This is a genomic window from Sphingobium sp. TomTYG73 (assembly GCF_055394245.1).
The window spans coordinates 1,616,112-1,641,410 of record NZ_AP027339.1 but is presented as its reverse complement, the minus strand read 5'-3'; the positions used below and the strand labels follow the sequence as shown (position 1 = coordinate 1,641,410).

General features: G+C 61.7%; 20 protein-coding genes and 1 pseudogene. 5 read left to right on the top strand and 16 right to left on the bottom strand.

All coding sequences use genetic code 11. The annotated features are described in order from the left end of the window. Window positions 1–2: 2 nt before the first annotated feature. The 6 genes from ACZ5TH_RS08270 to ACZ5TH_RS08245 are packed head-to-tail and all read right to left on the bottom strand — an operon-like array spanning window position 3 to window position 10,331. Window positions 3–1,004, bottom strand: a complete 1,002-nt coding sequence (locus ACZ5TH_RS08270; RefSeq protein ID WP_464793576.1) for a glycosyl hydrolase family 8 — start codon at window positions 1,002–1,004, stop codon at window positions 3–5. Beyond that, window positions 994–1,434: a cellulose biosynthesis protein BcsD gene (gene bcsD / locus ACZ5TH_RS08265; protein ID WP_464793575.1), complete on the bottom strand. Its 441-nt coding sequence runs from the start codon at window positions 1,432–1,434 to the stop codon at window positions 994–996. The genes ACZ5TH_RS08270 and bcsD overlap by 11 nt, the downstream gene beginning before the upstream one ends. A 20-nt stretch (window positions 1,435–1,454) precedes the next feature. Next, entirely contained in the window at window positions 1,455–4,922 is a 3,468-nt protein-coding gene (locus ACZ5TH_RS08260) for a cellulose synthase subunit BcsC-related outer membrane protein (RefSeq protein ID WP_464793574.1), read from the bottom strand. After that, window positions 4,919–9,274, bottom strand: coding sequence for a UDP-forming cellulose synthase catalytic subunit (gene bcsA / locus ACZ5TH_RS08255; protein ID WP_464793573.1), 4,356 nt, complete (start codon window positions 9,272–9,274; stop codon window positions 4,919–4,921). The genes ACZ5TH_RS08260 and bcsA overlap by 4 nt, the downstream gene beginning before the upstream one ends. Beyond that, the gene (locus ACZ5TH_RS08250) at window positions 9,271–9,981 is read right to left on the bottom strand and encodes a cellulose synthase operon protein YhjQ/BcsQ (RefSeq protein ID WP_460986346.1); all 711 of its coding nucleotides are present in this window, start codon (window positions 9,979–9,981) and stop codon (window positions 9,271–9,273) included. Before ACZ5TH_RS08250 ends, bcsA begins: the two co-directional genes overlap by 4 nt. After that, window positions 9,981–10,331 carry a hypothetical protein gene (locus ACZ5TH_RS08245; protein ID WP_460986345.1) on the bottom strand — a complete coding sequence of 117 codons (351 nt, stop codon included), beginning with the start codon at window positions 10,329–10,331 and terminating at the stop codon, window positions 9,981–9,983. The genes ACZ5TH_RS08250 and ACZ5TH_RS08245 overlap by 1 nt, the downstream gene beginning before the upstream one ends. 648 nt (window positions 10,332–10,979) lie before the next feature. Between ACZ5TH_RS08245 and ACZ5TH_RS08240 the strand changes: the two genes are divergently transcribed. From ACZ5TH_RS08240 to ACZ5TH_RS08225, 4 genes are all read left to right on the top strand, one after another. Then, window positions 10,980–11,279: a DUF736 domain-containing protein gene (locus ACZ5TH_RS08240; protein WP_464795079.1), complete on the top strand. Its 300-nt coding sequence runs from the start codon at window positions 10,980–10,982 to the stop codon at window positions 11,277–11,279. A gap of 159 nt (window positions 11,280–11,438) precedes the next feature. Then, window positions 11,439–11,669: a helix-turn-helix domain-containing protein gene (locus ACZ5TH_RS08235; RefSeq protein ID WP_464793572.1), complete on the top strand. Its 231-nt coding sequence runs from the start codon at window positions 11,439–11,441 to the stop codon at window positions 11,667–11,669. After that, a complete protein-coding gene (locus ACZ5TH_RS08230) occupies window positions 11,666–12,247 on the top strand; it encodes a S26 family signal peptidase (protein ID WP_464793571.1) in 582 nt (193 codons plus the stop codon). The genes ACZ5TH_RS08235 and ACZ5TH_RS08230 overlap by 4 nt, the downstream gene beginning before the upstream one ends. After that, window positions 12,235–12,852: a lytic transglycosylase domain-containing protein gene (locus ACZ5TH_RS08225; protein WP_464793570.1), complete on the top strand. Its 618-nt coding sequence runs from the start codon at window positions 12,235–12,237 to the stop codon at window positions 12,850–12,852. The genes ACZ5TH_RS08230 and ACZ5TH_RS08225 overlap by 13 nt, the downstream gene beginning before the upstream one ends. A 238-nt stretch (window positions 12,853–13,090) precedes the next feature. Here ACZ5TH_RS08225 and ACZ5TH_RS08220 read toward each other — a convergent pair whose 3' ends face one another. Beyond that, window positions 13,091–13,369, bottom strand: coding sequence for a hypothetical protein (locus ACZ5TH_RS08220; RefSeq protein WP_464793569.1), 279 nt, complete (start codon window positions 13,367–13,369; stop codon window positions 13,091–13,093). Window positions 13,370–13,973: 604 nt separating this feature from the next. Between ACZ5TH_RS08220 and ACZ5TH_RS08215 the strand changes: the two are divergent. Next, window positions 13,974–15,653 (top strand): annotated as a pseudogene (locus tag ACZ5TH_RS08215) (DUF3363 domain-containing protein). A gap of 252 nt (window positions 15,654–15,905) precedes the next feature. Here the strand turns inward: ACZ5TH_RS08215 and ACZ5TH_RS08210 are convergent. Genes ACZ5TH_RS08210 through ACZ5TH_RS08170 form a run of 9 tightly spaced genes read right to left on the bottom strand, consistent with a single transcriptional unit; the run spans window position 15,906 to window position 25,291 of the window. Further along, window positions 15,906–17,894 carry a hypothetical protein gene (locus ACZ5TH_RS08210; RefSeq protein ID WP_464793568.1) on the bottom strand — a complete coding sequence of 663 codons (1,989 nt, stop codon included), beginning with the start codon at window positions 17,892–17,894 and terminating at the stop codon, window positions 15,906–15,908. Beyond that, on the bottom strand, window positions 17,849–19,393 hold the full coding sequence (locus ACZ5TH_RS08205) for a hypothetical protein (RefSeq protein WP_464793567.1): 1,545 nt from the start codon (window positions 19,391–19,393) through the stop codon (window positions 17,849–17,851). The genes ACZ5TH_RS08210 and ACZ5TH_RS08205 overlap by 46 nt, the downstream gene beginning before the upstream one ends. Further along, a complete protein-coding gene (locus ACZ5TH_RS08200; protein WP_464793566.1) occupies window positions 19,390–20,406 on the bottom strand; it encodes a glycosyltransferase family 2 protein in 1,017 nt (338 codons plus the stop codon). Before ACZ5TH_RS08200 ends, ACZ5TH_RS08205 begins: the two co-directional genes overlap by 4 nt. Continuing rightward, a complete protein-coding gene (locus ACZ5TH_RS08195) occupies window positions 20,403–20,789 on the bottom strand; it encodes a GtrA family protein (protein ID WP_464793565.1) in 387 nt (128 codons plus the stop codon). The genes ACZ5TH_RS08200 and ACZ5TH_RS08195 overlap by 4 nt, the downstream gene beginning before the upstream one ends. After that, the gene (locus ACZ5TH_RS08190) at window positions 20,786–21,700 is read right to left on the bottom strand and encodes an NAD-dependent epimerase/dehydratase family protein (RefSeq protein WP_464793564.1); all 915 of its coding nucleotides are present in this window, start codon (window positions 21,698–21,700) and stop codon (window positions 20,786–20,788) included. Before ACZ5TH_RS08190 ends, ACZ5TH_RS08195 begins: the two co-directional genes overlap by 4 nt. After that, window positions 21,697–22,791: a CDP-glucose 4,6-dehydratase gene (rfbG, locus tag ACZ5TH_RS08185; protein WP_464793563.1), complete on the bottom strand. Its 1,095-nt coding sequence runs from the start codon at window positions 22,789–22,791 to the stop codon at window positions 21,697–21,699. Before rfbG ends, ACZ5TH_RS08190 begins: the two co-directional genes overlap by 4 nt. Next, complete coding sequence (gene rfbF / locus ACZ5TH_RS08180) at window positions 22,773–23,549, bottom strand: glucose-1-phosphate cytidylyltransferase (RefSeq protein WP_464793562.1); 777 nt, start codon at window positions 23,547–23,549, stop codon at window positions 22,773–22,775. Before rfbF ends, rfbG begins: the two co-directional genes overlap by 19 nt. Window positions 23,550–23,586: 37 nt before the next feature. Continuing rightward, window positions 23,587–24,450: a transketolase family protein gene (locus ACZ5TH_RS08175; protein ID WP_464793561.1), complete on the bottom strand. Its 864-nt coding sequence runs from the start codon at window positions 24,448–24,450 to the stop codon at window positions 23,587–23,589. Next, entirely contained in the window at window positions 24,443–25,291 is an 849-nt protein-coding gene (locus ACZ5TH_RS08170) for a transketolase (protein WP_464793560.1), read from the bottom strand. Before ACZ5TH_RS08170 ends, ACZ5TH_RS08175 begins: the two co-directional genes overlap by 8 nt. Window positions 25,292–25,299 lie beyond the last annotated feature (8 nt).

The following is a 25,299-nucleotide window of genomic DNA, read 5'->3' as shown; positions in this document are numbered from 1 at the left end:
CATCAAAGTGACTGCGACAGCATCTGCAGCGCTGCTGCATAATAATCGGTCGATAACGGCAGGGACGCAGGCATTCCAAGCGCGCGGTTGGCGATCGTCATGCCCCCAGGTGAGAGCGCGAAGTCGGCCTCTTGTCCCGTTTGAATGTCGATCCAGGCGGGAATGGCTCGTCCTGCACGGACGTAGCCCCGCCAACAATCAATGATCGGCCTGACCAACTGCTGCCTGCCTCCCGCCTGTGCATAAAGAGGCAGGCGTACAGCGTCGAAGCCGAACCGAGGCGGCTTGGCTGCCGCAGGCGCGATCGCCGCGTTCGCGGTTACATCGATCCAGTCCGTGGGTAGGCGGCGCCGGCCAAAGCGCGCCGCTGCCAGCAGCTTTTCACTGTCGCGGATCACGTCTCCCCAGACGGCTTCACCATCCAGCCGCCGGAACTGGTCGAATGCCGGCCAGACGAAATAGGAGGGGTTGACCGTCACGACATTGGGTGAGGAAAAGCCGTCGATGCCGGGCAGGAGAAGGCGCCGACCAAATCGCTCGATTACCAGATGAGAGAGAATGGCAGCCCTGATTTCCTCGGCTCGTGCAGTCAGAGCGGCGTCCTGCCACTGCTCACCTGCACGGCCCAGAGCCCAGGCGATAAAGATGTCGCCATCTGTTGCATTGTTACGGTCTGCCACCGGATTTTCCTGGCGCGGATCGTATCGCCAGGAGTAGAGCGCCACGTCGCGTCGGGCGAGGGTGGCTTCGGTCCAACGGCGCATTTTCTCGAAGGCGTCACGATCATTCGCAGTCAGCGCCAGCCATAGACCATAGCCCTGGCCTTCGCTGTGACTGATTCCCCCATTGCCGTTGTCCAGGACGCGGCCGGACGGATCGAGGAAGGCGGATTTGAAACGGGGCCACCAGCTGTTCGACAACGGCGGTCGCCCGCCAGCTCTGGCGCAGGATATGGTCAGCGCCGCCAAAGCAGTAAGCGAAAAAAACCTTCGATCAACGGCCATGCCATAGATCCAGTGTGCCGCCATTGAAATCTACCCGCCGGGTCATCAGCGCCGCGCCGCTGCCGAGTGTCCGGAACCAGCTGTCATAAGCGCCTTCGAGCACCGCAGAGATGATCTCAGCCCACAGCCCTTCGACATCGCCATCCAGTGCAGGTGGCAGGCCCTGATGCCGGATAGCTATGCCTTCCTCTTCCATGCAGAAAATGACATGACCCCAGTCAAGCGCCGACCAAAGCTTGTTGACGCGTGTCGCCAATAAGGTCAGATCGGCTGCGTCTTCCATCGGCTCTGCAGCGGCGAGTTTCCGCCCGACGGCCAGGTAAAAGTTATGGGCCTGAGCAGGCGTCGCCGTGCTCCATATCTCGGCGGCAATCATAGCGACGAGCAGTGCCAGGCCCTTTGGATCGGCCGAGGCACTGTCAACTGGCATCAGTTGCCGCGTCGCGTTATTCACTGCCCACCTCCAAGTGATTGGCGAATGCCGATCAAGGACCGGAATTCATCATAGTTGCCGAACGTATTGATTCCCATTTGTCCCCCCACTCGCATGGAAGGGCTTACGCGATAGTAAATGGCGCTGTCGGCAGAGAGGGCAAAGCCGGTTTTGCTGATGGCGTCGTAGGTTGAACGCACATCACTGTTCAGGGGTTTCAGATTGTTAAGCAGCCCCTGCGCGGCGTCGCTGGTAGGATAGAGGTTCGCGGCTTCCTGATCGTAGCTTTGATAACCTGGGGCGAAATTCCCCCTCACTTCCCAACGGCTGTCGTCATAGGCGTAACGCACGGGGAAACTGACGCTGATGAAGCTTTGCGGGCTGAAATAGCCGCCATGGCCATAAGTGAAGAAATTCTGGTTGTTATCAAAATCCTGATAGTTGACGTTGATGCCGCCAGTCAGGGATGAATTGTCACCCTGATAGAAACGCATATAGCCGCCCGCGTTCAGCTGGATGCCGTAGTTGCGACGGACATTTTCACCGCGGTAGCGGTGAAAGCTGCCGTCGCCATAAAAGCCGTTGCCGTTGCGGTCGTAGCTGAAGGACAGGCCGCCGCCCGTCTTCATGACCTGTCCCCATCGCTCTCCCATGCCGTAGGGGCCGAAAAGTCCGGGGACATCCAGCAGTCGCTGCCCGGTTACAGGGTCGCGCGCGCCTGCGGCCATGACGATCGCGCTTGTCGCCTCGACCAGCCTGGCATCGGTCGCCGGGTTACGGGCGCCTGCATAGGAAATGATGCTGTCTTTTACCGGCTGCCGTTCAAACCATAGCTTCGCCGACGCCGTGGAGGAAAAGCGTGGCGTGACCGCAGCGCGCCAGGTCGCTCTCGTATTGCCGAAGCCAAGCGGAGTGACACCTGCTTCCAGCTCCACCAGAGGGCTCTTGTAGGATGCCGACAGGGCGACGCCCGCAGCGTGTTGCGCATCAACGCCGATATTGCGCGAGGCGACCTGGCCGGCGATCGCTGCCGCCTCCGCTATTCCATTGCCGCCAAAGCGTGCCGCGCCCGACGCGCTCGGTGCCCCGGCATCCAGCACCACTGCCTCCGCCTTTACTGAAAGGCGGCCGTTACCGACGCCTGTCGATATGCTTGCCGATCCAGTGATTTCCTTCAGCTCGCTCAGCCCAGGTTCGCCGGAACGTTGACGGTATCCGGTTTCGACGTCAGCGCGTGGGCCACTCTCGCCCGCTAGCGTGCGGATGTCGGATTCCAGTCGGGCAAGGACAGGATCTCCCATGACTCCGCCTTGCGCCATCGTCGGAACGCTGGAAGCGTAGCCTCTATCGTCAAAAGCTGCAGGACTGCCGATCGCAGCAGTACCTGCAGGCAGGCGCGTAGTTGCCGCATAGCCCGGTGCGGCCTGATAGGAAGGCAAGCGTGCGCCGCCTTCAAGTGCAAAGGGATTGACCGGTTGAGGGGCGGGAGCAAACGCCTGCGAACGGAATGGATTGCTACCCATGCTGCCGCTTGTCCCGCCGATGCTTCCGAAGGGGTTGCTGGCTGTCAGTTGGACATGGCTGCCGCCCATCTGCCGGGCATAGATTTCCCGAGCGCGTTTGAGATAGCGGACTGCCCCGCTTTCATTCCCGCGTGCCTGTTCCATCCGCGCTGCGACCATGTAGACTTCATGGTCGTCCGGCCAGGTTTGGATCGCGCGTTCGACCGCTTGAGCGGCAAGTGCCCGGTCACCCGCAGCCCCCGCTGTCTCGATCAGGCCCAGTTGCGCTTCACGATCCCTGGGCGACTGCGCCAGGATCAGCTGGTAGCTTTGGGCCGCGCGGGCGGGCATGCCACCTGATTGATAAAGCCGGGCAAGCGCCGACAGGACTTCGCGATTTCCTGGTGCTGCATTCCAGGCGGACTGGAGCAGGTCGAAAGCAGGTGCATATTGCTGCGCCAGCCTGAGCCGGTCTGCCTGCGCCGCGGCCATGCCTCCGTTGATACGAGCGAGTGTGCGCTGACCATCGGCGGACGAACTTGCGAACTGGCTGGCGCGTTGCAACGCTGTTGCCGCGAGGTCATCCCGTCCTGTCTTTGCAAGTACGCGAACAATAGGCTCATACCCTTCGACGTCGCTGATCTCACCGGAAAGCGCTTGCTCCGCGAGTTGGGCTGCACCGCTCGTATCGCCCAGATCATACAGCGCGTCGGCGATCGCCGCTTGTTTGGCCGCAGACAATCCTGCCGTTCCGCTTAACTGATTCAGTGCGGCGCGTGCTTCGGCCTGACGGCCCATCGCGCCGATATCCCGCGCCCTCTGGATGGCCTGATCCGCCTTCAACCCCATGGCGAAGTTCCGCATCTGCGAGGTGCGCTGATCGTCGGGGATGCGATCCACCAATGCTTCGGCCGCGCTGAAGCGCTTGAGCGAATTATTGAGGAGAGCGGCTGCGTAGAGTGCGTCCGGGCTGGATGAAGACGATAGTGACCGCAACAAGGCGTCAGCGTCTGACACCCGACCGCGGTCGATCATGAAATGCGCATATTCATACCGAATCCAGGGATCATTTTGATCGAGGAGCAGGCCGGATTGAAACTCCTGTTCGGCAGTGACTTCGTCGCCGCGCCCGATTGCAGCGAGCGCCCGTCCCCGAGCCGCCCGGCTCTTCAGTCGAAGCTCGGACTGTTCACTTCCAGCACTGCCCGATGCCTGTCTCAAAATATCTGCGGCGTCGGCATAGCGCCCCTGCCGCTCGTATATATTGGCGAGCAGCTCAAAAGCAGGCTGTCGATCGGAAAAGCCAGACCTGACCAACCCTTCGGCTTTTGCCTGCGCTTCCCCGAGCCGTCCTTCGGACAGGGCCGCCTGGGCTTCACCCAAATCGGCATAGAAGCGCGATGAGGCGAGAGCCTCAACCCATTTGGACGGCGTCCCCCGGCGTGAAGCCTGTTCAAGCAGGTCGCGGGCCTCGGCAAAACGGTTCTGACGCAGTCGTACGATTCCGAGGCCGCCTAGCGCGTCGGCATCGTTGCTGTTGCGGCCCAGGGCTCGTTCGAAAGATGTCGCGGCTTCGCCCAGATTACCCTTGTCCAAAGCCTTGAAACCCGCGGCGCGGGCGTCGCCGCCGCGGTCGGCTGGGGCAGGGCGGGGCGGGGCGGATCGCGCGGCCTGCGCCGGTCGTGTCAATTCCGGGGCAGGTCGGGACCCTGGTTTGGCCCCGGTTTTTGCCGCTGGCGGCCTGGCGGGGCGCGATTGCGCGCCACTCAGCCCGTGTCTCGCTTCGCTATTGACAGGATCGAGTACCAACGCCCTGCGAAAGGCCTGGTCTGCCAAGTCATTTCGCCCCTTCGCCCGCCAATAGCGGCCCTGTTGAATCAGCGCGGCGACACCGGGCACCTCCGCAACGGCGATGGTGGGCGTGACGGTTGATGCAAGCAGGGCAGCGACAAGGAATTTTCGCATCGTTATCGCTCCGGTCATGCCTCGTCAGCCCCTTCGAGGCGGCGTTTGGCCTGTGAATTGAAATAGAGATATGCAGGGCCTGCGAGAAGCAATGCCAGCAGCAGGCCGCTGGCCGCCATGAGGATCGGTCGCAGGCTGAACCAGTAGGCGATACGCATCCAGACGGGCAGGGAGCCCACCCAATAGGTAGGTCCGACCGCGAAGCTGGTCATACCTTCACCATCGGTGACGGCAAGGTCACCCTGGATCTGTGCATTGATCTTCGTATCGGCCATGCCGTTCACCAGCTGCGGCAAGGCATTAGGGTCGTCCGCGAGCAAAGCGACTACACTGCGGTCGCTGTCGAACGGGGAGCGGAAGCCCACAATGCCGGAAAATCCACGTGCGTTATAGATAACCTGCTGCGCATCTTCAGGATTGGATCGGTCGCCGAGCGAGAAGAAATTCTGGGCGTTCTGGAATGGGGACCGCTCAGCCACCTGGAGTGCGCCATCGCTGAAGCGAACCGGGGCGTTGCCGAACAATTGGCCCGACCCTGCGACACTGCTGGCGCCAATTATCAATATGTCCTTCCCCTCCAAGGCGCTCGGGTCGATCCTGTCCATCACCGTGACGCGGGTAGCGGGGAGGCCGGTCGAGTCAGCAAAGCGGCCCATCATGGCCAAAAATGCCTCGATGGTGCTCGCAGTGGCCCCGTGCGGCATGATAACGGCCGTTTCCGCCAGATCGGGCCGGATCGTGAAGGGATAGCCCGCCCCCGCGAAGGTCGCGAGGTCCGGCATCTGCAACGCATGATAGGCATGGCTGAAGTCAATGGTGCTGGTCGGGCTGATGCTGACGCGGACATTTTCCGGCAATGTGCCTTCGCACTTCTTCTTGTTCGCCAGGATCAGATTATAGTCGAACACCAACTCATTCTGGCCGAACAGATTATAACGCGGCAGCACGAGCGAAGCCTTGCTGTCCTGCGATGATGGCCCGCGACCGCGGAAGACCTGGTCCCACAAATCGCCACCGGCGAGGGGCAGGGTGCGCAGATACTGATTGTTGATCGACACATCGAGGCGTGATCCCCGCTTGTCCAGCCAGTCTGCTGTCGGATAACGATATTGCAGGTCCAGCCTACCGCCCTGACGAGGCCAGAAGAACAGATCGGGCGCGATGCGGAAGCGCGCGCTAAGCGGCCCCGGCGGCAGCCCCAGACCTTGCAAGGCATAACTGTCGGTGAGTTCACCCAGACGTACGGGCCGGTTCGTGTCGATCCAGCGCGGAGCAGAATAACGGCCATGTGCAGGGATGCGCACATTGTCGAATGCCATCTGTGAGCCGCCGAATACTCCGCGCCCGCTGGCCACGGCCGCCGCCGCAAGCTTCAGTTCCTGCGTGTTGCGGCCCATGATGACGAGGAGGTTGCCAAAGGTGTCGCGCGGGTTCCGGATGACGGCAACCGATGGCCCGCGGACCTGCATCGCTATGCCCCCCACGGGCCGATTGCCCAACAGGAAGACGACCGCATTTCCCTGGGGAAGCTGGTTGAACATCGGTTTGAATGAAAAGCCGCGATAGCTTGCCAGTCCCCCAAACCATGACGCCGCACTGGCGGCTGCCTCCAGTTCCCCGTTGCTGGGCCTGCCAGCGAATACGAAGGGTAGGCGGAGAGGCAGATTGTCGTTCCGATCGAAAAAGGGACTCGGAAGGCGTGACAGGTCGGGCGTGAGCGGCAGGCTCTGGACGCTAAGGTCAAACCAGGAGCGGACATTGCTGATGTTGGCCCATAGCGAACTATGGAACGGGTCCTCGCAATCGCGCGTGTAATGTCCGAGCAGGCGCAGGTTGAGGCGGTTGTCGCCCGGCAGGAACAGTGCCGGGTTGACCGGGATGTTCAGAATCTGCCCTCGTGCATCACTGGAGCGAAGCGGGACCACCTGCACAACCTCGCCGTTCAGCAAGATGACCAACTGGCTGAGGTCGCCGATCATGGCCGGCGACCAGGCCAGATTCAGCCTCAATGTGGCGTTCGTCACCACGTCGCTACGCCGCATGCCGAAAGGAATGCCGATTTCGCCCCTCGTGCCTTCGAGGCGGATGGGCGACTTTACCTGAAGATCGCGGAAGGTCAGCCGCTGCTGCCGGGTTCCACTCGCTGACGCCGTGCTCACGCTTGCGGCGGGAGCGGGAGTCGGAGCAGCTTTGGCCGCTTGCGGTGTGCCGCTCATGAGAGCGCCGGTCGCCAGCAGGATGGCGGAAGCCTTTAGCCCGGTCATTGCAGCCGTGCGCTTCACATTCCGGCGTTCGGTCCTGTTCAGACGAAACAGCCGTTTGAGTGTCGTAAGATCGACGACGATGATGTCCCACAAGGACCTGAGGCCAGAGACCGGAGGTTGCGGGGCGACCGGTTCCCAGGCATCGGCACGGCCGAGAATGGCCCGGACAAGATGCCGGGACAGCGTCATATCAAGCGGCTGAAAACGCAGAAACGCCTCCCCATGTTCAATTCGAATGGTATCGACAGGTAATGTCAGCTTCTCGTCACCCATGGGCAGCGAGATGTGCGTGACGACCCGGTCGCGCAAAGATATGTCCTGCGGCAGGCGTATGGCGGCGCCGCCCATCGACAGGTCGATTGTGACGGCATCAAAAACATGCCCATCCTGGACATAGATGGTGACCGGAACCTGAGTTTCGATGCGAATGAATTCGCGCGCCTGCTTTGTCTCCCGAGCGACGGACACAGCGGCCAGCAGGATAATGAGGCTGAACAGCGCCCATGCTCCGTTCAACAACAGGGTATCGGCCTGGATGTTGAAAAGGTGCGGAAAGAAAATCAGCTTCACCACGCCCAGTGCGATGCCAAAGAGCATCAGCGCGATGCAGAGCAAGTGAGGTTTCACCGTCCCCAGATCGAAATAGGTGCGATCCAGAAGGCTTCCCTTGTCGGTGACGTTGAACTTGCCCTTGCGGGGATTGAACAGCGTGAAGACAGTTGCCGGCACCAGATGGAAGGCAAGGATCGTTTCATAGATCTCGCCCCAGAACGGGCGCCGGTCACCGCCTTGCGACCGCGCACCCGACACCATCGAACAGTAAAGGTGGGGCGCTGCATAAGCGAAAATCAGCGATGCAGAGGCGTGGATGATATTCTGCCCGAAGATGAGATAGGCGAGCGGGCTCGTCAGGAACACGATGCGCGGCAGCGGAAACTGGAAATGCAGCATCGCATTCAGATAACAGAGCCGTTGCTGCCATTTGAGGCCTGGCCCCAGCAGTGGATTTTCGATCCGCAGGATCTGGGTCATCCCGCGTGCCCATCGTATGCGCTGGCCGATATGCAGCACCAGACGTTCCGTCGCGAGACCTGCGGAGAGGCGGGCACTGATGAAGGCAGTGTTCCACCCCATGCGCTGGAGCTTGAGCGCCGTGTGGGCGTCCTCAGTCACTGTTTCACCAGCGAACCCATTGGTCTCCATGAGCGCCTCACGCCGGATGATGGCGCAGGAACCGCAAAAGAAGGCCGCGTTCCACAGATCGTTACCCTGCTGGACACTGCCATAAAACAGGTCTCCCTCACCGGGGAGGTCCTCTACTGTACGCAGGTTGCGCTGCGCCGGATCGGGGGAATAGAAATGGTGCGGCGTCTGCATGAGAGCGAGCCTGGAGTCTTTCTGGAACCAGCCGGCCGTCATTTGCAGGAAAGCGCGTGTCGGTACATGGTCGCAGTCGAACACAGCTATCAGTTCGCCCGCAGTCTTCTTCATGGCGGCATTCAGATTGCCTGCCTTGGCGTGCAGATTGTCAGGCCGGGTCAGATATCCGCAGCCGACCTGCCGGGCAAAGGCGCGGAACTCGGGTCGGCGACCATCGTCCAGAATGAAAACCCTGAAGCGATCAGCGGGATAGTCCATGTCCAGCGCCGCGAACACCGTGTTACGCACGATGGTGAGACTTTCATTATAGGTGGGGATGAAGACGTCGATCGTGGGCCATTGCGAAGGTTCCCCCTGAAGCTCTACGACCGGGCGATGAAGCGGCCAGCTGGTCTGCAGGAAGCCAAGCAGCAGGATGATCCAGGCGTAGATTTCCGCCAGGTAAAGGCCAGCGCCGAGCAGGAATTCCAGCGGTGTGCCGAATTCCAGCGTCTGCGTCGTACGCCAGAACATGTAACGGGTAGACACTAGGATCGACAGGAGGCCGAGCGCAAGGGTCGCTTTCCGCGTGCGGGATCGGCCGAGTATCAACGCACCGCCAATCGTAATGCCACTGAATAGCCATTGGGCCTGGAGGTCCAGCGGCACGCCGATAACCAGCAGAACCAGCAGGGCCGCGAAAACTGAGATGCCCCATTTGGCGATAGGCGAGGACAGCAGCTTCATGACAGCTGTTCCGCATTGGCGTTAAGCCCCAGCCTGGCCTCGATATGCTGGGCGACTGCCCGGATATCGGCCAGAGCTGCACTGGCGGGAGCATATTTGCTGATCGGTTCGAACATGGCGGCCGCCTCGTTCACGGCCTCGTCTCGCCTGACCGTACCCACGAGCCGGTCGCCGACCAGTTCGCGCAGGAAAATATGCGTGTGCCGCGAGAAGCGGTGCGTGTCATCCAGCTGGTTGAGGATGAAGGCGGTACTACTCAACTCGATGGTAGGAACACCCGCCTGTACCTTGCTGAGCGCCGCAAGGGAGACAGGTTGCGGTAGCAGCGTGCAGACATGCAGGTCCGTATGTGGGAGCAAAAGATCCTTGGTTTCCCGATCACCCGCCGCAACGTCGGCAACGTAGACCTTGCCCGAGCGGAACGGCGATTTGCCATGACGGAGCGCCTCGATGAAATCAGGCTCCCTGCTGAGGCGATAAGCGGAGAAAAGTTCTACTCCCGCGACAGCAAGGGCTGATCCGCCGCCATGAAATTCGGCAAGTGCCTGCGTTGGAAGCAGGCCGAAAAACAGCTTGAGCGTGTCCTGATAGGTAAAATCGATTGCAGCGACATCATGCCCCTTCCGCGCGAGATGCATCGAGAGATGAGCCGCGATGAAACTCGTTCCGGTTCCGCCTTTGGGGGAATGACAGAGGATCAGGGGCATCAGGCGCGGCCCCCTTCATCATTGTCGGAGATGCGCTGGAAAAAGGACCGCAGGTCGTTTTTCGTTTCGTCTGAGGATGTATTCTGTCGACTGGAAGAATAGCCGCCGAAAATACCTGCGTCCGACTGTGACACTGCCGGTTTTGCTGGTGCCGCCTTGACTGTGGGAAGCACATCTTCGACGCTGCGGGCTGCGAGCGCGGAAACGGGTTTGCCTACAACGCGATCGTCTGTCAGCAGGGCTTCGAATATGGGCCAGAGCTCCATATCCGCAAAATTGTCGGTGAATTCACGGTATCTGAAATCCCTGCGCCCGAGCCGGGCGAGCAGGTTGGCGGCGTCTGATCGCATAAAGAATCCCCTTTGATGCCTTCGTGCGATATATATCGTTGGTTAAAAAGGCCTTTGCGATCAAGCGGGGAATATGAATAAGGTCAACTAAATATTCGGCTCACCCAGTCGATTTGAAGATTAGCTATACAATTGTAGAACAGTGGCGCTCAGGCAGGTGAGCCCCTTGTTTGTGAACTGCCGGCTCCAGCGGACGCTGACGTCGTCAACATGACCATGGTGTGCGGCACCGGCAAATATGGTCGCCCGGCCTGTGCGACCGTCCTGCTGATGAACCGGAAGCTCGTCGAGCGCTAGGGGAGAGCCGGGGCATCCGAGTCAAGGAGGGCTTGGATATCGCCTCCGATATCGATCGTCGCTGGGCGAAATCCTGCGTTCCGATCCTGTCCAAAGATCCTCGCGTGCTGGTGGCAATGCCGCACCGGCCTCTCTTTCATGGCAGGTCTGGCGCCGGCACGGCTTGTCCGCGCAACGGCTTCGTCGGCTTTCTTCCCCGCCCTTACGGGCTTCCTCGCGAACCAAGAAAACCGGCTCCGGCCGCCCTTCGCTGGCGCTTCGGCCCAGGGGTGCGCGGCGTCGTGCCATCGCCTCATCGACTGCCATCGAGGCCGCATGGGGCGGCATTCGAGCAAGCAGAAGGAGACTTTCATGGCGCAGATCGGCAGCTTCACCCGCAACGAGGACGGCGTCTATACTGGCGAAATCCGCACGCTCACCCTTCGCGTCAAGGCCACGATCCGGCCTGTCGAGCGCGAGCATGACAAGGCTCCGGACCATCGCGTCAGCGCCGGTGGCGTCGAGTTCGGCGCGGGCTGGACCAAGGCGGCGCGCGAGACCGGCGCGGAATATCTGAGCCTCAAGCTCGACGACCCGTCCTTCCCCGCGCCCATCTACGCGCCCCTCACCCAGGGCGACGAGGGCGAGCACAAGCTCATCTGGTCCCGTTGAAATGAAGAGGCTCCGCGCCAGATTCGGCGCGGAGCCTCTTTTCTCCCGGGGTGTTGAAAATGTCGGAGTGGTTTTCGACACTGATGCCGAGATGTCCCTGTCCGCATCCTGGGTGCCGCGATCGCGCCGTTGCGATCCCGTCAGACAGGATAGCGCCCCATGGATACCAACGATGACATTGCCCGCGCGAACCGCGCGAAACGCGGCTCGCCCTTCCTCAATACAGACCAGGCCGCCGCCTATCTCAAGATCTCGAGCCGTCTGCTCAAACGCCTGCGCCGCGACGGCAAGGGGCCGGTCTTCCGCCGCCATTGCCGTTTCGTCCAATATCATATCGATGATCTCGACAGCTGGTCCGCCGAGCATTCGGCGCGGGAGCTGGGCGCGTGAGCCGCCGTCGCAGCCCTGCCGCTGATGCGCCGTTGCTTGCCTGGGGCGAGACCTTGCGGACGGAAAAGCGGAGGCACGTTCGATTGCGCGGGCGCATCTTGTGCGTTGGTGCTGGCACTCTCATCCCCCTCCTTTCCGCCGCGCTTCCGTCCACGCCGCGCCTCGTCTGGAATGCGAGCGCCAGCGCGCCGATCGGACTCTACAGGGTAGAACCCGGCGCCGTGGTGGAGCCGGGTGACATGGTCATCGCTCGCGTGCCCAAGCACTATCGGCTGCTCGGTGCGTCCCGTCGCTACCTCCCGATGAACGTGCCGTTGGTGAAGCGCGCCGTGGCCTATGCGGGCGATAAGGTCTGCGCGCTGGCCGAGGACATCTTTCTCAACGGGCGATGGATTGCGAGCCGCTGCGCAGCTGATGCCGCTGGTCTCCCGATGCCCTGGTGGAGCGGTTGCATGGTGCTGCGGGGACGACAGCTTTTCCTACTGATGGACAGTCCGGCCTCCTTCGACGGCCGCTATTTCGGGCCGACCGATGGCGACGATGTGATCGGGAAGGCGACGCTCCTGTGGCGCCGTTGAAACGCGCCATCATCCTGCTGGCGCTCGCCCTAGCGACGCCTGCCAAAGCTGAATCGGTCGCCACATGGCAGCCTTATATCCGCGAGGCATCGCTGCGGTTCGGCATCCCCACCGTTTGGATCGAGCGGGTCATGCGCGCCGAAAGCGGTGGGCAGACTCGCTGGAACGGCCGACCCATCCGCTCTTCCGCTGGCGCCATAGGTCTCATGCAACTCATGCCTGCAACCTGGACGGAAATGCGCGTCCGGCTGGGACTTGGCGACGATCCCGACGAGCCCCGCGACAACATCCTCGCCGGCACCTTCTATCTGCGGCTGATGCATGAACGGTTCGGATATCCCGGCCTGTTCGCCGCCTATAATGCCGGGCCGGGGCGCTATGCCGAACATCTTGCGGGCCGCCGTCCGCTGCCGGGCGAGACCATCGGCTATCTCGCAAGCGTGGCGCCGGAGCGGCAGATGGGCGGGGTCAGTGCGACGGCATCACCACCGGTCGAGCCGCTGTTCGCCATACAAAAGGGCGGCGGATTGGCCCCGGCCGCCGCCGTCGGCGCACCATCGCCAAGCCCGATCTTTGTCGCTCTGTCGCAAGGGAAATTGAAGTGATGCCGCATGTCCAGGAGAGGGTGGAGGCTCGTCTCGACAGACCCAGCATGACGGGTGGCGAAGCGCCTATCAAGGCCCGCGGGCGCCCCCCAATTTGCTGCGCAAATCGGTTCCCCCCGCGTCCGCTTCGCGGCGCCGCGCTACGCGCCGCGGCCCTGACAGCCGCCCCGCCACCCGTCCCCCGGACGCCGTTCTCGATGGTGAGGACGAAGTGCAAGGAGGTCATCATGGGCATGGTTCAGGGCATCGGAACGGCGTCGGACAGCGTCGTAGCAACGCTGGTAGCAGGACTTGAAATCGAGCTGGGACGGGTGCGGGAGAAGCACTGGCGCAGCGCTTCCTGGACGCGGAGGAGAGCGATTTCCACTGGGATGGGCGCGGCGAGGAGCGTTGGCTGGGTTCCTATGAGGGCCTTGGCGAGGATGATCTGGAGCTCGACCGGATCGCGATCTGGGGTCGGCTGGATGGCCGCTGGTTCATGGCCATCATCCTCGTGGATGGCGAGGGAATGCCGCATGGAACGATTGCGAAGCGCATTTGCCACAGTCGCGACGCTGCTCGAAAGGCTATGGCTGGTGCGCGCTAAGGACGCATTGGCCGGCGGGGAGAGGCGGCGTCGAACCGGCGCCGTCTCTCCCCTTTTTTCGAGCCGAGGGGGTGTCGAGAGAGGGGGTAAGGGGAAACAAGATAAAGGCAGTGTCTCGCGACCCGGCTTAAGTGTTTGTCTGCACATCCTTTTTTCACGAGATCGTGCCCTGACTTCGAGAGGCAGGACGGGCGGGAACGGCGGAAATCCGCCAGTTTCTGGCCGAATTCGCGAGATGGGGCGGCGTTACCATGTCTGACGACGACCTCACGCCCAGGCTCGGCAGGATGCGGGGCAATGATGGCAAGCGCACCGTCAAATATGGCGGGCGCATCCTCGCGGCGACGCGGCTGGCTGGTAACAAGACAGGCAAAAGGTCGCGGCGCTTTGATGGCAGTCGGATGGGCCGGGGCGCGAGCATGGGACGGCTTCTCGCCAGTCGCGACAGGTTGGGCGGTTTCCGCGGACGCCGCGCGGTGGTGAAGGCGAGCCTCATCCGGCTCGGTGGCAAGGCTGGCCAGGCAGCCCGTGCCCTATGCGCTACATCCAGCGCGACGGCGTCACGCGCGAGGGCTTGCCGGGGGAGCTCTATGGTCCCGCGACCGACCGCGCGGATGGCGACGATTTCCTGAAGCGCGCGGCTGGTGATCGCCACCAATTCCGCTTCATAATCTCTGCAGAAGATGGGGCAGAATATCCCGACCTCAAGCCCTATGTCCGGCGGCTCATGACTCAGGTCGAACAGGACCTCGGCACCAAGCTCGACTGGGTCGCGATGGATCACTTCGACACCGAGCGACCGCACACGCATATCGTGCTGCGCGGCATCGATGATCGCGGCGATAATCTCATCATCGCCCGCGAATATATTTCACACGGCCTGCGCGAGCGCGCGTCCGAACTGGTGACGCTCGACCTGGGGCCGCGAACCGATCACGAAATCGAGGCCCGCCTGCGTCACGACGTCGATCAGGAGCGGTTGACCGCGATCGATCGTCGCCTGCTGCGGCGGATGGATGCCGATCGTATCGTATCGCCCGCCGACAACGACCCTTTCCAGCAATCGGTGGCGGCCGGCCGGCTTCGCAAATTGAAGGCGATGGAACTTGCCGAAGATATCGGCGGCGGGCGCTATCAACTGGTCGATGGAATGGAGGACACGCTGCGGCGCATGGGAGAGCGCGGCGACATCATCCGCCTCATGCAGCGCGAGTTGACGGCACGCCGCCTTGATCGCTCGGGTGTCGAACAGGTGGTGACGACCGAGCTTCGCGAGCCGATTGTCGGGCGATTGATCCAGCGGGGCTTCTCCGACGAGCATCGCGACCGTCATTATGCGATGCTCGACGGCGTCGATGGCCGGGTCCATTATATAGACATTGGCCGGGGCGATGGCGCGCCATCGTTGCCAGAGAATGCGACCGTGCGGATAGAGCCGACGAGGGCGAGCGTGATGCAGGCGGATCGTACCGTCGATGCTGTCGCTCGCGCCAACGGTGGACGCTATTCGGTCGATCTTCACCTGGCGCATGATGCTCAGGCCAGCGAAGCTTATGCCGCGAGCCATGTCCGGCGGCTGGAAGCTATGCGGCGGGCGGGGGCCGGGCCGGAGCGATCAGAGGATGGGAGCTGGGTCATTCCCGACGATCACCTCGCCCGTGCCGGGGCCTATGTCCAGCGGCAGAAACATGACCGGCCGGTGGCGGTCTCGATCTTCTCGCGAACACCTGTAGCCGACCTGGCGGCAAAGGAGGCGTCGACCTGGCTCGATCGCGAACTGGCATCAGGTACACCGAGCGCGGTCCGCGATGCGGGCTTTGGTCGCGAAGTACGCGATGCAATGTCGGCCAGGCGTCAGTAGCTCATCGAACAGCAATTGGCCGATCGCGAAGGCCAGGTTTTCCAGTTGCGGCGCGGCGCATTGGAGGCCCTCCGCTTGCGCGAGCTTCGCGATATTGGCGACAGGCTTGGCAAGGAACTCGGCAAGCGATTTGAGTCGATCAATGTGGGCGAGCGAGTGGAGGGTATCATTGGGCGGCGTTTGGACCTTGAGAATGGGCCGTATGCGGTGGTCGAGCGTGCGCGGGATTTCACGCTTGTGCCATGGCGAAACGTATTGGAACGCAACATTGGAAGGACGGCTACGGGGATCATGCGATCGGACGGGATTAGCTGGCAGTTCGGGCGGGGGCGATCGGGGCCTGCAATTAGCTGACGCCATAGCGGATGGAACTCCCGAATTGGCGGATTGACCGGGTATTAGAGATGAGATGGGAAACCCAATATTCACGCGTCCGTCACGGCTCGGAGCAGCCGCTCAAGGCCAGAATCGACTAGTATACCCGTAGCGAAAGACTTCCTTACCATGGCAAGCATAAGCGGAGGTACTGCCTTATGCGTATCGTGACGCCGCATCTATAGAAGTTTAAACGTGCACTGCAGCAAGCGCGAGCCAAGATAAATGGGCTTAAAAAGGTTTGGGGGCTTCCGTGCTGCGCGGCACGAGATAATATGCCCGGTAACTGCCGAACGACTGTTCTCGCTGCACGTCATAAGCCACCCGGAAGGCGTTCACCCAATGTCGATGATCGGCGTCTGCCAGGATCCACCCGGGCCGACGGTAAGCAGCCGCGCTTCGGCGGATGTAATGTTCAATGGATGCCTGGGGCAGCGGCACAAAGTTGGCGAGGTTGTTCACGCTGGTCCATGCCCTACCTGAGGAGCGAACCATCAGGTAATTGTGATCGAATAGGGCGATAGCCTCGGCTTTCTGATCCCGGAGATAGCGCAGGCCAGCGATTGCATCAGCGGACAATATCGCGGGGCGATCATTTGCTTCGGGGGTAAAGCGCGCAATCAGCCGGTATGGTCCGAGATGTAGCGCCCCGGCCCGGGTGGCGCCTTCTCGCCAAGGTCTAAAGTCGAAGGTGACTGTGAAAGCGACCATGGCGATGAGTAAGGTGTGGATGAAGGCGCGTCCGAAACGTCGCGCCGTGTCGCTGACATTGTCGAGATTGGCGAGAGTCGCCAGCAGCACCGGGACCAACAATGGGAACAGGTTGAGGATGTTATTATCGTGACTGCGGCTGATGTAATAGGTGCCCGCTGCCAGGAAGCTCAATAAGCAGGCATAGAGGGGGCGGGCCTGCTCTGACAGGCCCTGCCGCGCCAGCACGGTTATGCCAAGTGCAAGTGTCGCAAGCGCGATCCAGATAGTCCCGACGGGATTGACGGGCAGCGCGCCTGGGGGATGCTGCACATAGGCGAAGAAATCCTCCAACGTGATCGTCTTGACGGACAGCAGCCAGAGGGTAAGCGCAAGGATGCAGATCCCGGCCGCCAGAGCTACCACGCCTCGGACAGCCCCTCGAGCGAGAGCAATGATTGCCCCGCGCCGTCCATCTGCTGCGGTGGCATCGCGCAATGCCAGATATGGCCACCAGATCAAGGTCCCGAAAAATGCCGCTTCGGGCGACCAGAAGAGGTCGATTAACCAGATGGCATGCCCGATCCAGTCGCGGCGCTGTTTGCTTTGTTCGGTGTAGAGTATGTGAAGCAGCAGCGTGGAAATTGACAGGAACCGGAGCCCCGCGACTGATGGTGTGATCACCGGCCCGGCGAAATTGCTCGGAAAGCCAGTCCACAGGAAGGCGGCGCAGAACATCGCGAGTAGCGCCAGCCAGCGTACGCCTTTGGGTGATTGCGCGGTCAGTACAATCACGATTCCGGCAAAAGTTGCAAAATAGAGAGCGTTGGCGGCGACGGTCACCTCATACATGCCGCGCCAGCAATCCTGGCCGCAGCTTGCCATCAGGGTGACCGTAGGCCCTAGCCCATATTGTATCGGGAAATCCCGGTAGGGCACGCCACCGCCGCGCCATGCTTCCACCGGGGCCAAGTAGGCGCCCCAATGATGCCAGGCGAGATAGATGGTGTCCGCCGACTCGAAAGGTGCGGTGAGAAGCCCGGCGCCTATGCCGATGGTCCCGCACAGCAGCATCGTTGGGAGCAGGCCCGATTGCGTCGCGACAGAGTGTGGTTTCCAGCGCGGCAGAAAGCCGGCTCCCACGCTGAGCAGGGCGGCGATCAAGGTCGGGATGAGCCCGAATGTCATGGACTGCGTCCACCAAATCGTAGTGGCGAAGAGTAGGACGGCCGTTATGCTGCCTAAAAGTGCCGCAGCCCCGAGGCCGAAAAGCGGGATCAGGACAAATATGCCGATCAGCGGAAATGCCCAATGCCGGAACGCCGTTAACGCTATTGCCCCTATCAGGAGCAGCGCACAGCCGACTAACTCGACGCGGCGTTGTTGATCTGCCCGCGAACCAAAGGCCGACGCCAAATAGGGCGTCAGCAGCACAGCAAACAGCAGCGCCGCATATACAGACAATGTCATCGTAGATGAGGTCATCAGCGGCCCTGCACTTGGAGGAAGAAGGGCGCCGGTGTGTGCCATGAGCGGTCCCAGCATCGATCCCGGTCGATGGATTGCACGCGATCGACAGGCCTCACCCTGAACGGTATCGAGTCACTAGGCGCGAAATAAGAACTGTATGATGAGTGCAAAGTTGACTGGCGTTCCCATACGCCCGCCACCGAACAACGTGGAACTGGAGACGGGGCGAAGCGGAGGGCATTCGCAATGCCTACAACGCCGGTTACCGAGCCGAGGACGATGATCACGCAAAAGCTGAGTTTCTCGCGCCAGCCGACGATCCGCGTCGCCCAGTCGGCATAGGCCACCGCCAGGATCGCCAGCGGCACGATGGATGCGCGGGTTTGAAAATCGTTGAACATGCCGATGGCCCAATTTGGCATCAGGAAAAGACATACAGCCACAATGGCGAGGCTCGTCCGATCGACGCTATTGTTGCGGTCGAAGAGGGTCGGCAGGAGAAAGGGCACAACCTCCAACAGTATGATCACGATATAAAGGATGGCATTGGGAGGGCGCAGACCGCCTCCTACGCTTGTCGAATCCGTAACCAGATAAAGAAGAGCCGGAACTGCGATCGCGGTTGCGATCAGGCAGAGTGATAGGTCGAGCCGGTTCCACGAACGGGAGCCAATTGTTCGCAGCCCTGCGAAAAGCGCAAAAGGCACCGCTCCGAACAGGATGAGCGGCGACCATAATGCAACGAGCGGTAAGGTTGCGCCCAATATCCCGATTGGGACAAGATTTCTGCGCCACAGGAGATAGGTGAGAGCCGCGGCCCAGCCAGCAAGAGCGTGCTGCGGGACCCAGAATAATTGAGTGATATGGGCGCTATATTGAAAACCTGCGGCCCAATCTTCGATATGATCCCACCGTGTATGACCGGTAGCCCATTGCTCGATGAGACTACCCAGAATGTCGAGACCGCTGAACGCCACAAAGATGGTGAGGGCAATCCACCGCGCGCGGTGCCCCTGAAACAGCACTGATCCCAACGCTAACAGCAGGCCGAGTGCGAAGCAGTTCTGCGCCAGCAAAATCCAGTCGCGGGCGACCTGGCCTGCACCGCCGAGCAGGGCAGGGAGCAAATACATGCCGATGGGCGCGCGCAATATTTGCGATCGGCCTTCCAGCCAGTAATCGAAGGGCCACCGATGCTTCCCCATGTCGGCGAGTACCGCATCGCGAACCTGCCAGTCGGTGGGAGCGTAGAAGAGGCGTCCTTCTCCGCCGAGCATCAGTAGGATAGCAGCGACCAGGAGACAGATCAGGACGGTCGATAAGTCGATGCGGCACTCGCCTGGCGTCGCTCGGTAAGCCAGGAATCCAAGTAGCGCTGGCCCACCAACAGCTAGCGCCGTCACCAGCAGGGACGGCTGGCCGAGAAAGCCCAAGAGCAGCACGTTGTCCAAGCCGAGCAAGGCAATGAGCATCGCCGCCAGTGCGCGAAGCGGAACGGATATTGTTGATGTAGAACGTCCGGGATTGGCCGCCGACGTCAGCGCTGGCGACAGCGTCACGCAGCCTCCACGCCGATTTGCTGCTGCAGGTCGTGCACCGAGTTGCCGGCAGCCGCGTCCATCGACACAGCTTCCATATTGAGCCGCTCCCGCTCTACGACCAACGGCCGTTTGCGAACCTGCGCATGGATTGACGTCACATATTCGCCCAATATCCCCATGAAGGCGAGTTGAATGCCCGACAGGAAGAAGAGGGCGACGATCAGCGTCATCATCCCGCGCGGTGCGAGATTGGGCCAGATGAAATAAAGGCCGACCGAAGCCGTGGCGTAGATCATGCATAGCATGGCCATGGTGATACCGGCGAAGGTGCACAGGCGCATCGGCACATTGGTGAAGCTGAAAATGCCGTTCAGTGCCTGATCGACTAATCGCGGCAGATTGTTCTTGGAGATGCCGGATCGCCGTGCGGCCCAGGTATAGGGGACGATGACGCGACGAAAGCCCACGGAAGCGATGATGCCGCGAATATAGGGATAATGATCGTCATGGCTCACGACCGCTTCCCATACCTTGCGGTCAAGAAGCTGGAATTCGCCAACATTAACCGGGATGTCGATGTCACTGAAACTGCGTACTGTGCGATAGAAGATCGCGCGGCAGGTACGAAGCGCAAGGCTTTCCTGACGGTTGACGCGGGCGCCCGCCACGACTTCCACACCACCTTCCCATAGCTTTACGAACTCCGGGATCATTTCCGCCGGGTCTTGAAGGTCTGCGGGCAGGAACACGACGACAGCATCACCCGTCGCGGCGCGAAGCGCATTGAAGTTGGAGCGGAAGGGGCCGTAATTGCGTGCGTTCAGGATAACCTTCATCGAGGGGTCGTTTGCCGCCAGCAGACGCAGGATGTCCTGCGTACCGTCGCTGCTGTCATTGTCGGCGAAGATATGCTCACGCGCGTAGCTCGCCAGCGGTGCGCCGGGTGCGAACAGGGCGGCGACGGCATCGCGGCAGGCTTCGACATTGTCCGCCTCGTTGAAGCAGGGCGTCACGATGGAGATTGTCTTCATGAGGTCTGCTCCGGCGAGGCCGCGAACACGAAGCGGCGCATGGCAAGGAAGGTGAGGGTGAAGATGGGCAGGACGAGCGCCTGCGCCAGTAGCGGACCAAAGCCCTCGCGCATGGCAATCTCGAGCAACAGGATGTTGAGGCTGAGCATGAAGCCATAGACGATGAGGAATCGCGGCAGTCGGCGTAGTTCACGTGAACGGAACACGGCACTCGTAGTCAGGAAGTTGAAGAGGACGCCCGCAATCGTGCTGACCGTCACCGCCACGTGAGGCTTGATGCCCATCAGCACTTGGGCGCTATAGACGCTGTAGCCGAACAGCGTGTTGATCCCGCCCGCGACGAGAAAGCCGAAGAAACGGCGGTCAAGGGCGGGCATGCTCATGCGGCCTGCCTCAGGGACTCGACCACGGTAGCAAGACCATCCTCGATCATGATGTGAGGGGTCCAGCCGGTCGCGGCGATCAGGCGGCTGCAATCCCCTTCCAGATGCATGATTTGATTGGGGCCAAAAGGAATCTCGCCGAAGGTCAGCGGAAGGCCGGGGCAAGCGAGGTCACGAAGACGCTCGACGATCGACCGGACAGTGACCGCATGGCCGCTCGACAGGTTGAATACGCCATGGGCGTTTTCCGTTACGGCCGTCGCCAATATGCCCTGCGCACAATCATCAATGTGCAGATAATCCCATTTTTGCGTGCCCGCGCTGGTGCGCGGCGCTTGGCCCGCAAGAATCTGGGCCGCCACCGACGGGATCAACCAATTGGGATTGTCGCCGGGACCATAGGGCGAAAAGAGACGCAGCCAGGCGAAGCCCATGTCTGCCTCGCTCGCGCGTTGGCGCGTCAGATGGCAGGCGGAAAGTTTGGCCGCACCGTAGAGGAGGAAGGGTTCGGTTGCGGTATTTTCGTCGATCCGACGATCATGTCGGCCATATTCTGCCTGGCTGCCGATGCCGATGAAGCGGCGGGCGCCCGCCGCGATAGCGCTGTCGAGCAGATCGACCGTCGTGCGGATATTGTCGAGCTGGATGTCGCCTGCGCGATCCGGACCGCCCACGCCCTCCCACGCAGAATGGATGACGTAATCGGGGCGCGCCTCTGACAGCACAGCGCGAACGGCATCGCGATTGGACAAGTCGGCGACGGCGATGTCGCAGCGCCCCGCCAACGACACCGCGCGAGGAGACGAGGGATTACGCACCAATGCCGTGACCTGATGGCCCTCGCGGGCGGCGAGATCGGCGACGGCGGCGCCTACGAAGCCACTTGCACCAGTGACGAGGATCCGGCTCATACTGGCGCCATGGCGAGGAAAGCCTCTGCCTGCTCGCGAGTGATGGCGCGCTTGTCCTCAGCGCGATACCAGGCCGCTGTCAGCGCGAGTGCTCGATCAAGCGTAAGGCGCGGCCGCCAACCGAGCGCTCCAGCAGCGCCAGAGGAATCGAGCGTCAGCATCGCAGCTTCGTGCGGATGATCGCCGGGCTGCGCTGCCCAAGGCTGAGCTACACCCCAATGACGGCCCAGAAGATCAATGACGTCGCGGACCTTTGCCATGTCGGCGGGCGCCGGGCCAAAGTTCCAACCCCGCGCGAAGCGGACGGGATCGGCGGTCAGCGCTTCGGCCAACAGCAGGTAGCCCGCCAGCGGCTCGAGCACATGCTGCCAAGGGCGCACGGCTTCCGGATTGCGGATCTCCAGCGTTAGCCCCGCCGAGAAGGCACGGATTGCATCCGGCACCAGCCGGTCGGCCGACCAGTCGCCGCCGCCAATGACGTTACCGGCGCGAGCAGTGGCGAGACCAGTGCCCCGCTCTGCAAGGAAGCTGTCGCGCCAGCATGCGCTCACCAGTTCGGCGCAGGCTTTGCTGTTGGAATAAGGGTCATGGCCACCGAGCGGCGCATCTTCGCGGTAGCCTTCGATGCGGCCGTCATTGGCATAGCATTTGTCGGTCGTAACGGAGACGATCGTGCGAATGGACGGCGTCTTGCGACATGCCTCCAGTACATGGGCGGTGCCCATAACGTTGGTCTGATAGGTGCCGATCGGATCGACATAGGATGCGCGCACCAGCGGCTGCGCGGCGAGATGCAGGACGATCTCCGGCTCGGCTTGAGTGATGATTGCCTCAACAGCGGCTGCATCGCGAATGTCCGCGATATGATGATCGCAAAGGTCAGCGCCGCCGATCAGGTCGAACATGGCGGGCGTGGTGTCGGGCGCTAGCGAAAGGCCTGTGACGCGAGCACCGAATATATTGAGCAGGCTAAGCAGCCAGCTCCCCTTGAAGCCGGTATGGCCGGTCACGAGCACCCGTCGCCCAGCCCAGAAGCGGGCGTTCGGCGTAAACGCCACCGCGCCGGCGCGCTCTAGTGCCAGGTTTTCCATGGGGCCTCTTGCCGGTCCCACATGCCTTCAAGCATCTGCCGGTCGCGCAATGTATCCATCGGCTGCCAAAAGCCGTCGTGGAAGAAGGAGCGGAGCTCGCCATCCGACGCCAGACGCTCCAGTGGCTCGCGCTCCCAGACGCAGCTGTCGGAATTGTTCAGGTAATTTCCGATGGAGCGATTAAGCACGAAAAAGCCGCCATTGATCCAGCCGGCTTCATCCAGAGGCTTTTCAGCGAAGGCCGCGACGCGGTCCCCTTCGAGGTCAAGCTGACCATAGCGGCTGGCGGGACGCACCGCCGTCACGGTCGCCTTGCGCCCATGCGAGCGATGGAAATCGATAGCCGCGCCGACGTTGAGATCGCTGACGCCATCGCCATAGGTCAGGCAGAAATCCTCGTCATCGCCGAGATATTGCATCGCCTGACGCAACCGCCCGCCCGTCATGGTCTCCGCACCAGTGTCGATCAGGGAAATCTTCCAATCCTCGCATGCGTTGCGATGCACGTCGGTCGTGCCTCGCCGCAGGTCGATCGTCACATCCGACATGTGGAGGGCGTAGTTGAAGAAATATTCCTTGATCATGTAACCCTTGTAGCCGAGGCACACGATGAACTCATCCACGCCATGCTGGGCATAGATCTTCATGATGTGCCACAGGATCGGCTTGCCGCCGATTTCCACCATGGGCTTGGGCCGGACCGATGTTTCTTCGGCGAGGCGGGTGCCTAGGCCCCCTGCAAGGATGATCGCTTTCATGGGTCAAATCCTATGAACAGGCGTAGTTAAAAAAGGGTTATGCAGCGAGCCCGCCAATCCGGTTGAGTGCGGACTGACTGGCCACCAGGTCGCAGATTTCCGCAGACAGGGCGATCGGCTCGATGCAGGCGGCGGCAGCCGTGCCCGCCACCGATTCCATCAACCATGAACCAAAGCCGCCGTCCACGAGATGATCTTCCAGCGTCGTGACGCGGGCATGCTGCGCGATCTGGGCAGGCTGGTCCGCCTTCGCGGCCATGCTCCACAGCGGAAGGGACCACACGGCCCGGCCATCTGCCCGCCCGATGGCCGGGCCCAGAGCCGCGCCGGTCGAGAGCAGGACGGAGCCTTCGCCGCCGTCACGCACCTTGACCCAGCGCCCAAGCGCAATTTCGGGGATGCTGTCGTGGAAGCGTGGCTCTCCAGCCTTGCCGAGCCGCAGATAGGAAGGGCCGGGATTGTCGATTAGCCAGCGCAAGCAGGCGCGGGTCTCTAGCGGATCACCCGGCGCGGCGATCGTCATGTTGGGCATGGCGCGCATCAGGGCGTAGTCCTGCACGGCATGATGGGAATAGCCGAGCGCGCCATAGGATACGCCTCCACCTACAGCCACCACGGTGACGGGCAGGCGATGATGATCGACGTCGTTGCGGATCTGCTCGGCGCAGCGGAAGGTCGGGAAATTGGCGATCGAGTAGGTAAAGACATGATAGCCCTCACTCGCCATGCCGGCGGCGAGACCCGTCATATTCTGTTCCGCGACGCCCGCATTGATGAAGCGGTCGGGAAAACGATCGGCAAAAGGCTCGATCACGTTGAAGCCCAGATCACCGACGATGAGGGCGATATTGTCGTGCGTCGCGGCGAGCGTCGTCAGCTCATCGATGAAGGCGTCACGCACGGCCATTCTCCCCTTCGATTTCAGCCAGCGCCGCTTCCAGCAATTCAGGGGTGGGATTGCGATAATGCCATTCCACCTTGTTCTCCATGAAGCTGACGCCCTTGCCCTTGATGGTATGGCAGATGAGCATCATCGGCTTGCCAACCGCCCACGGTGACCCCTCCAGCGCAGCGGTGAGCGCCTCATGATCGTGCCCATCGACTTCCTGTACGGCCCAGCCAAACGCTTCGAACTTCGAATGCAGCGGTTCGAGCCGCAGCGTTTCATCCACTGACCGCAGGCTCTGCAGCTTGTTATAGTCGAGGATGCAGATGAGGTTGTCGAGTCCATGATGCGCCGCGAACAGCGCCGCTTCCCAGTTGCTTCCTTCGCCCCATTCCCCGTCGCTGGTAAGGACGACCGTGCGCCAGGCCTCTCCTCGACGCCTGGCCGCAAGCGCCTTGCCCGTCCCGAAAGGAAGGCCGTGCCCCAGCGCACCAGTGGAAAACTCGGCGCCCGGCACCTTGTGGCTGATGTGCGCCATCAGCATTGATCCGTCGGTGCCATATGTTTCGAGCAGCGCGGGATCGATGAAGCCGGTTTCGGCCAGCGCGGCATAAACCGCGACACAGGCATGGCCTTTGGACAGGATGAAACGGTCCCGCTCCGGGTGGCTTGGCGCTGCTGGATGGACGTGCAAGGCTCTGCCGTAGAGCACAGCTATGATATCGGCGATCGAGAGGGCCGATCCGATGTGAGATGCTTTGGCTCGCGTGACCATGCGCAGGGCCTGGCCACGAATGCGCGCGGCCAGCGTGAGGGTCTCAAACGGTCGCGCCGCAATAAGCTGTGCTTCTTTCATGCCCCACA

Bases quoted from the DNA above. Each gene is read 5' to 3' on its own strand.
- ACZ5TH_RS08270 (WP_464793576.1), bottom strand. From the start codon at position 1,004: ATGGCCGTTGATCGAAGGTTTTTTTCGCTTACTGCTTTGGCGGCGCTG.
- bcsD (WP_464793575.1), bottom strand. From the start codon at position 1,434: ATGCCAGTTGACAGTGCCTCGGCCGATCCAAAGGGCCTGGCACTGCTC.
- ACZ5TH_RS08260 (WP_464793574.1), bottom strand. From the start codon at position 4,922: ATGACCGGAGCGATAACGATGCGAAAATTCCTTGTCGCTGCCCTGCTT.
- bcsA (WP_464793573.1), bottom strand. From the start codon at position 9,274: ATGAAGCTGCTGTCCTCGCCTATCGCCAAATGGGGCATCTCAGTTTTC.
- ACZ5TH_RS08250 (WP_460986346.1), bottom strand. From the start codon at position 9,981: ATGCCCCTGATCCTCTGTCATTCCCCCAAAGGCGGAACCGGAACGAGT.
- ACZ5TH_RS08245 (WP_460986345.1), bottom strand. From the start codon at position 10,331: ATGCGATCAGACGCCGCCAACCTGCTCGCCCGGCTCGGGCGCAGGGAT.
- ACZ5TH_RS08240 (WP_464795079.1), top strand. From the start codon at position 10,980: ATGGCGCAGATCGGCAGCTTCACCCGCAACGAGGACGGCGTCTATACT.
- ACZ5TH_RS08235 (WP_464793572.1), top strand. From the start codon at position 11,439: ATGGATACCAACGATGACATTGCCCGCGCGAACCGCGCGAAACGCGGC.
- ACZ5TH_RS08220 (WP_464793569.1), bottom strand. From the start codon at position 13,369: ATGCGGCATTCCCTCGCCATCCACGAGGATGATGGCCATGAACCAGCG.
- ACZ5TH_RS08210 (WP_464793568.1), bottom strand. From the start codon at position 17,894: ATGGCACACACCGGCGCCCTTCTTCCTCCAAGTGCAGGGCCGCTGATG.
- ACZ5TH_RS08200 (WP_464793566.1), bottom strand. From the start codon at position 20,406: ATGAAGACAATCTCCATCGTGACGCCCTGCTTCAACGAGGCGGACAAT.
- ACZ5TH_RS08195 (WP_464793565.1), bottom strand. From the start codon at position 20,789: ATGAGCATGCCCGCCCTTGACCGCCGTTTCTTCGGCTTTCTCGTCGCG.
- ACZ5TH_RS08190 (WP_464793564.1), bottom strand. From the start codon at position 21,700: ATGAGCCGGATCCTCGTCACTGGTGCAAGTGGCTTCGTAGGCGCCGCC.
- rfbG (WP_464793563.1), bottom strand. From the start codon at position 22,791: ATGGAAAACCTGGCACTAGAGCGCGCCGGCGCGGTGGCGTTTACGCCG.
- rfbF (WP_464793562.1), bottom strand. From the start codon at position 23,549: ATGAAAGCGATCATCCTTGCAGGGGGCCTAGGCACCCGCCTCGCCGAA.
- ACZ5TH_RS08170 (WP_464793560.1), bottom strand. From the start codon at position 25,291: ATGAAAGAAGCACAGCTTATTGCGGCGCGACCGTTTGAGACCCTCACG.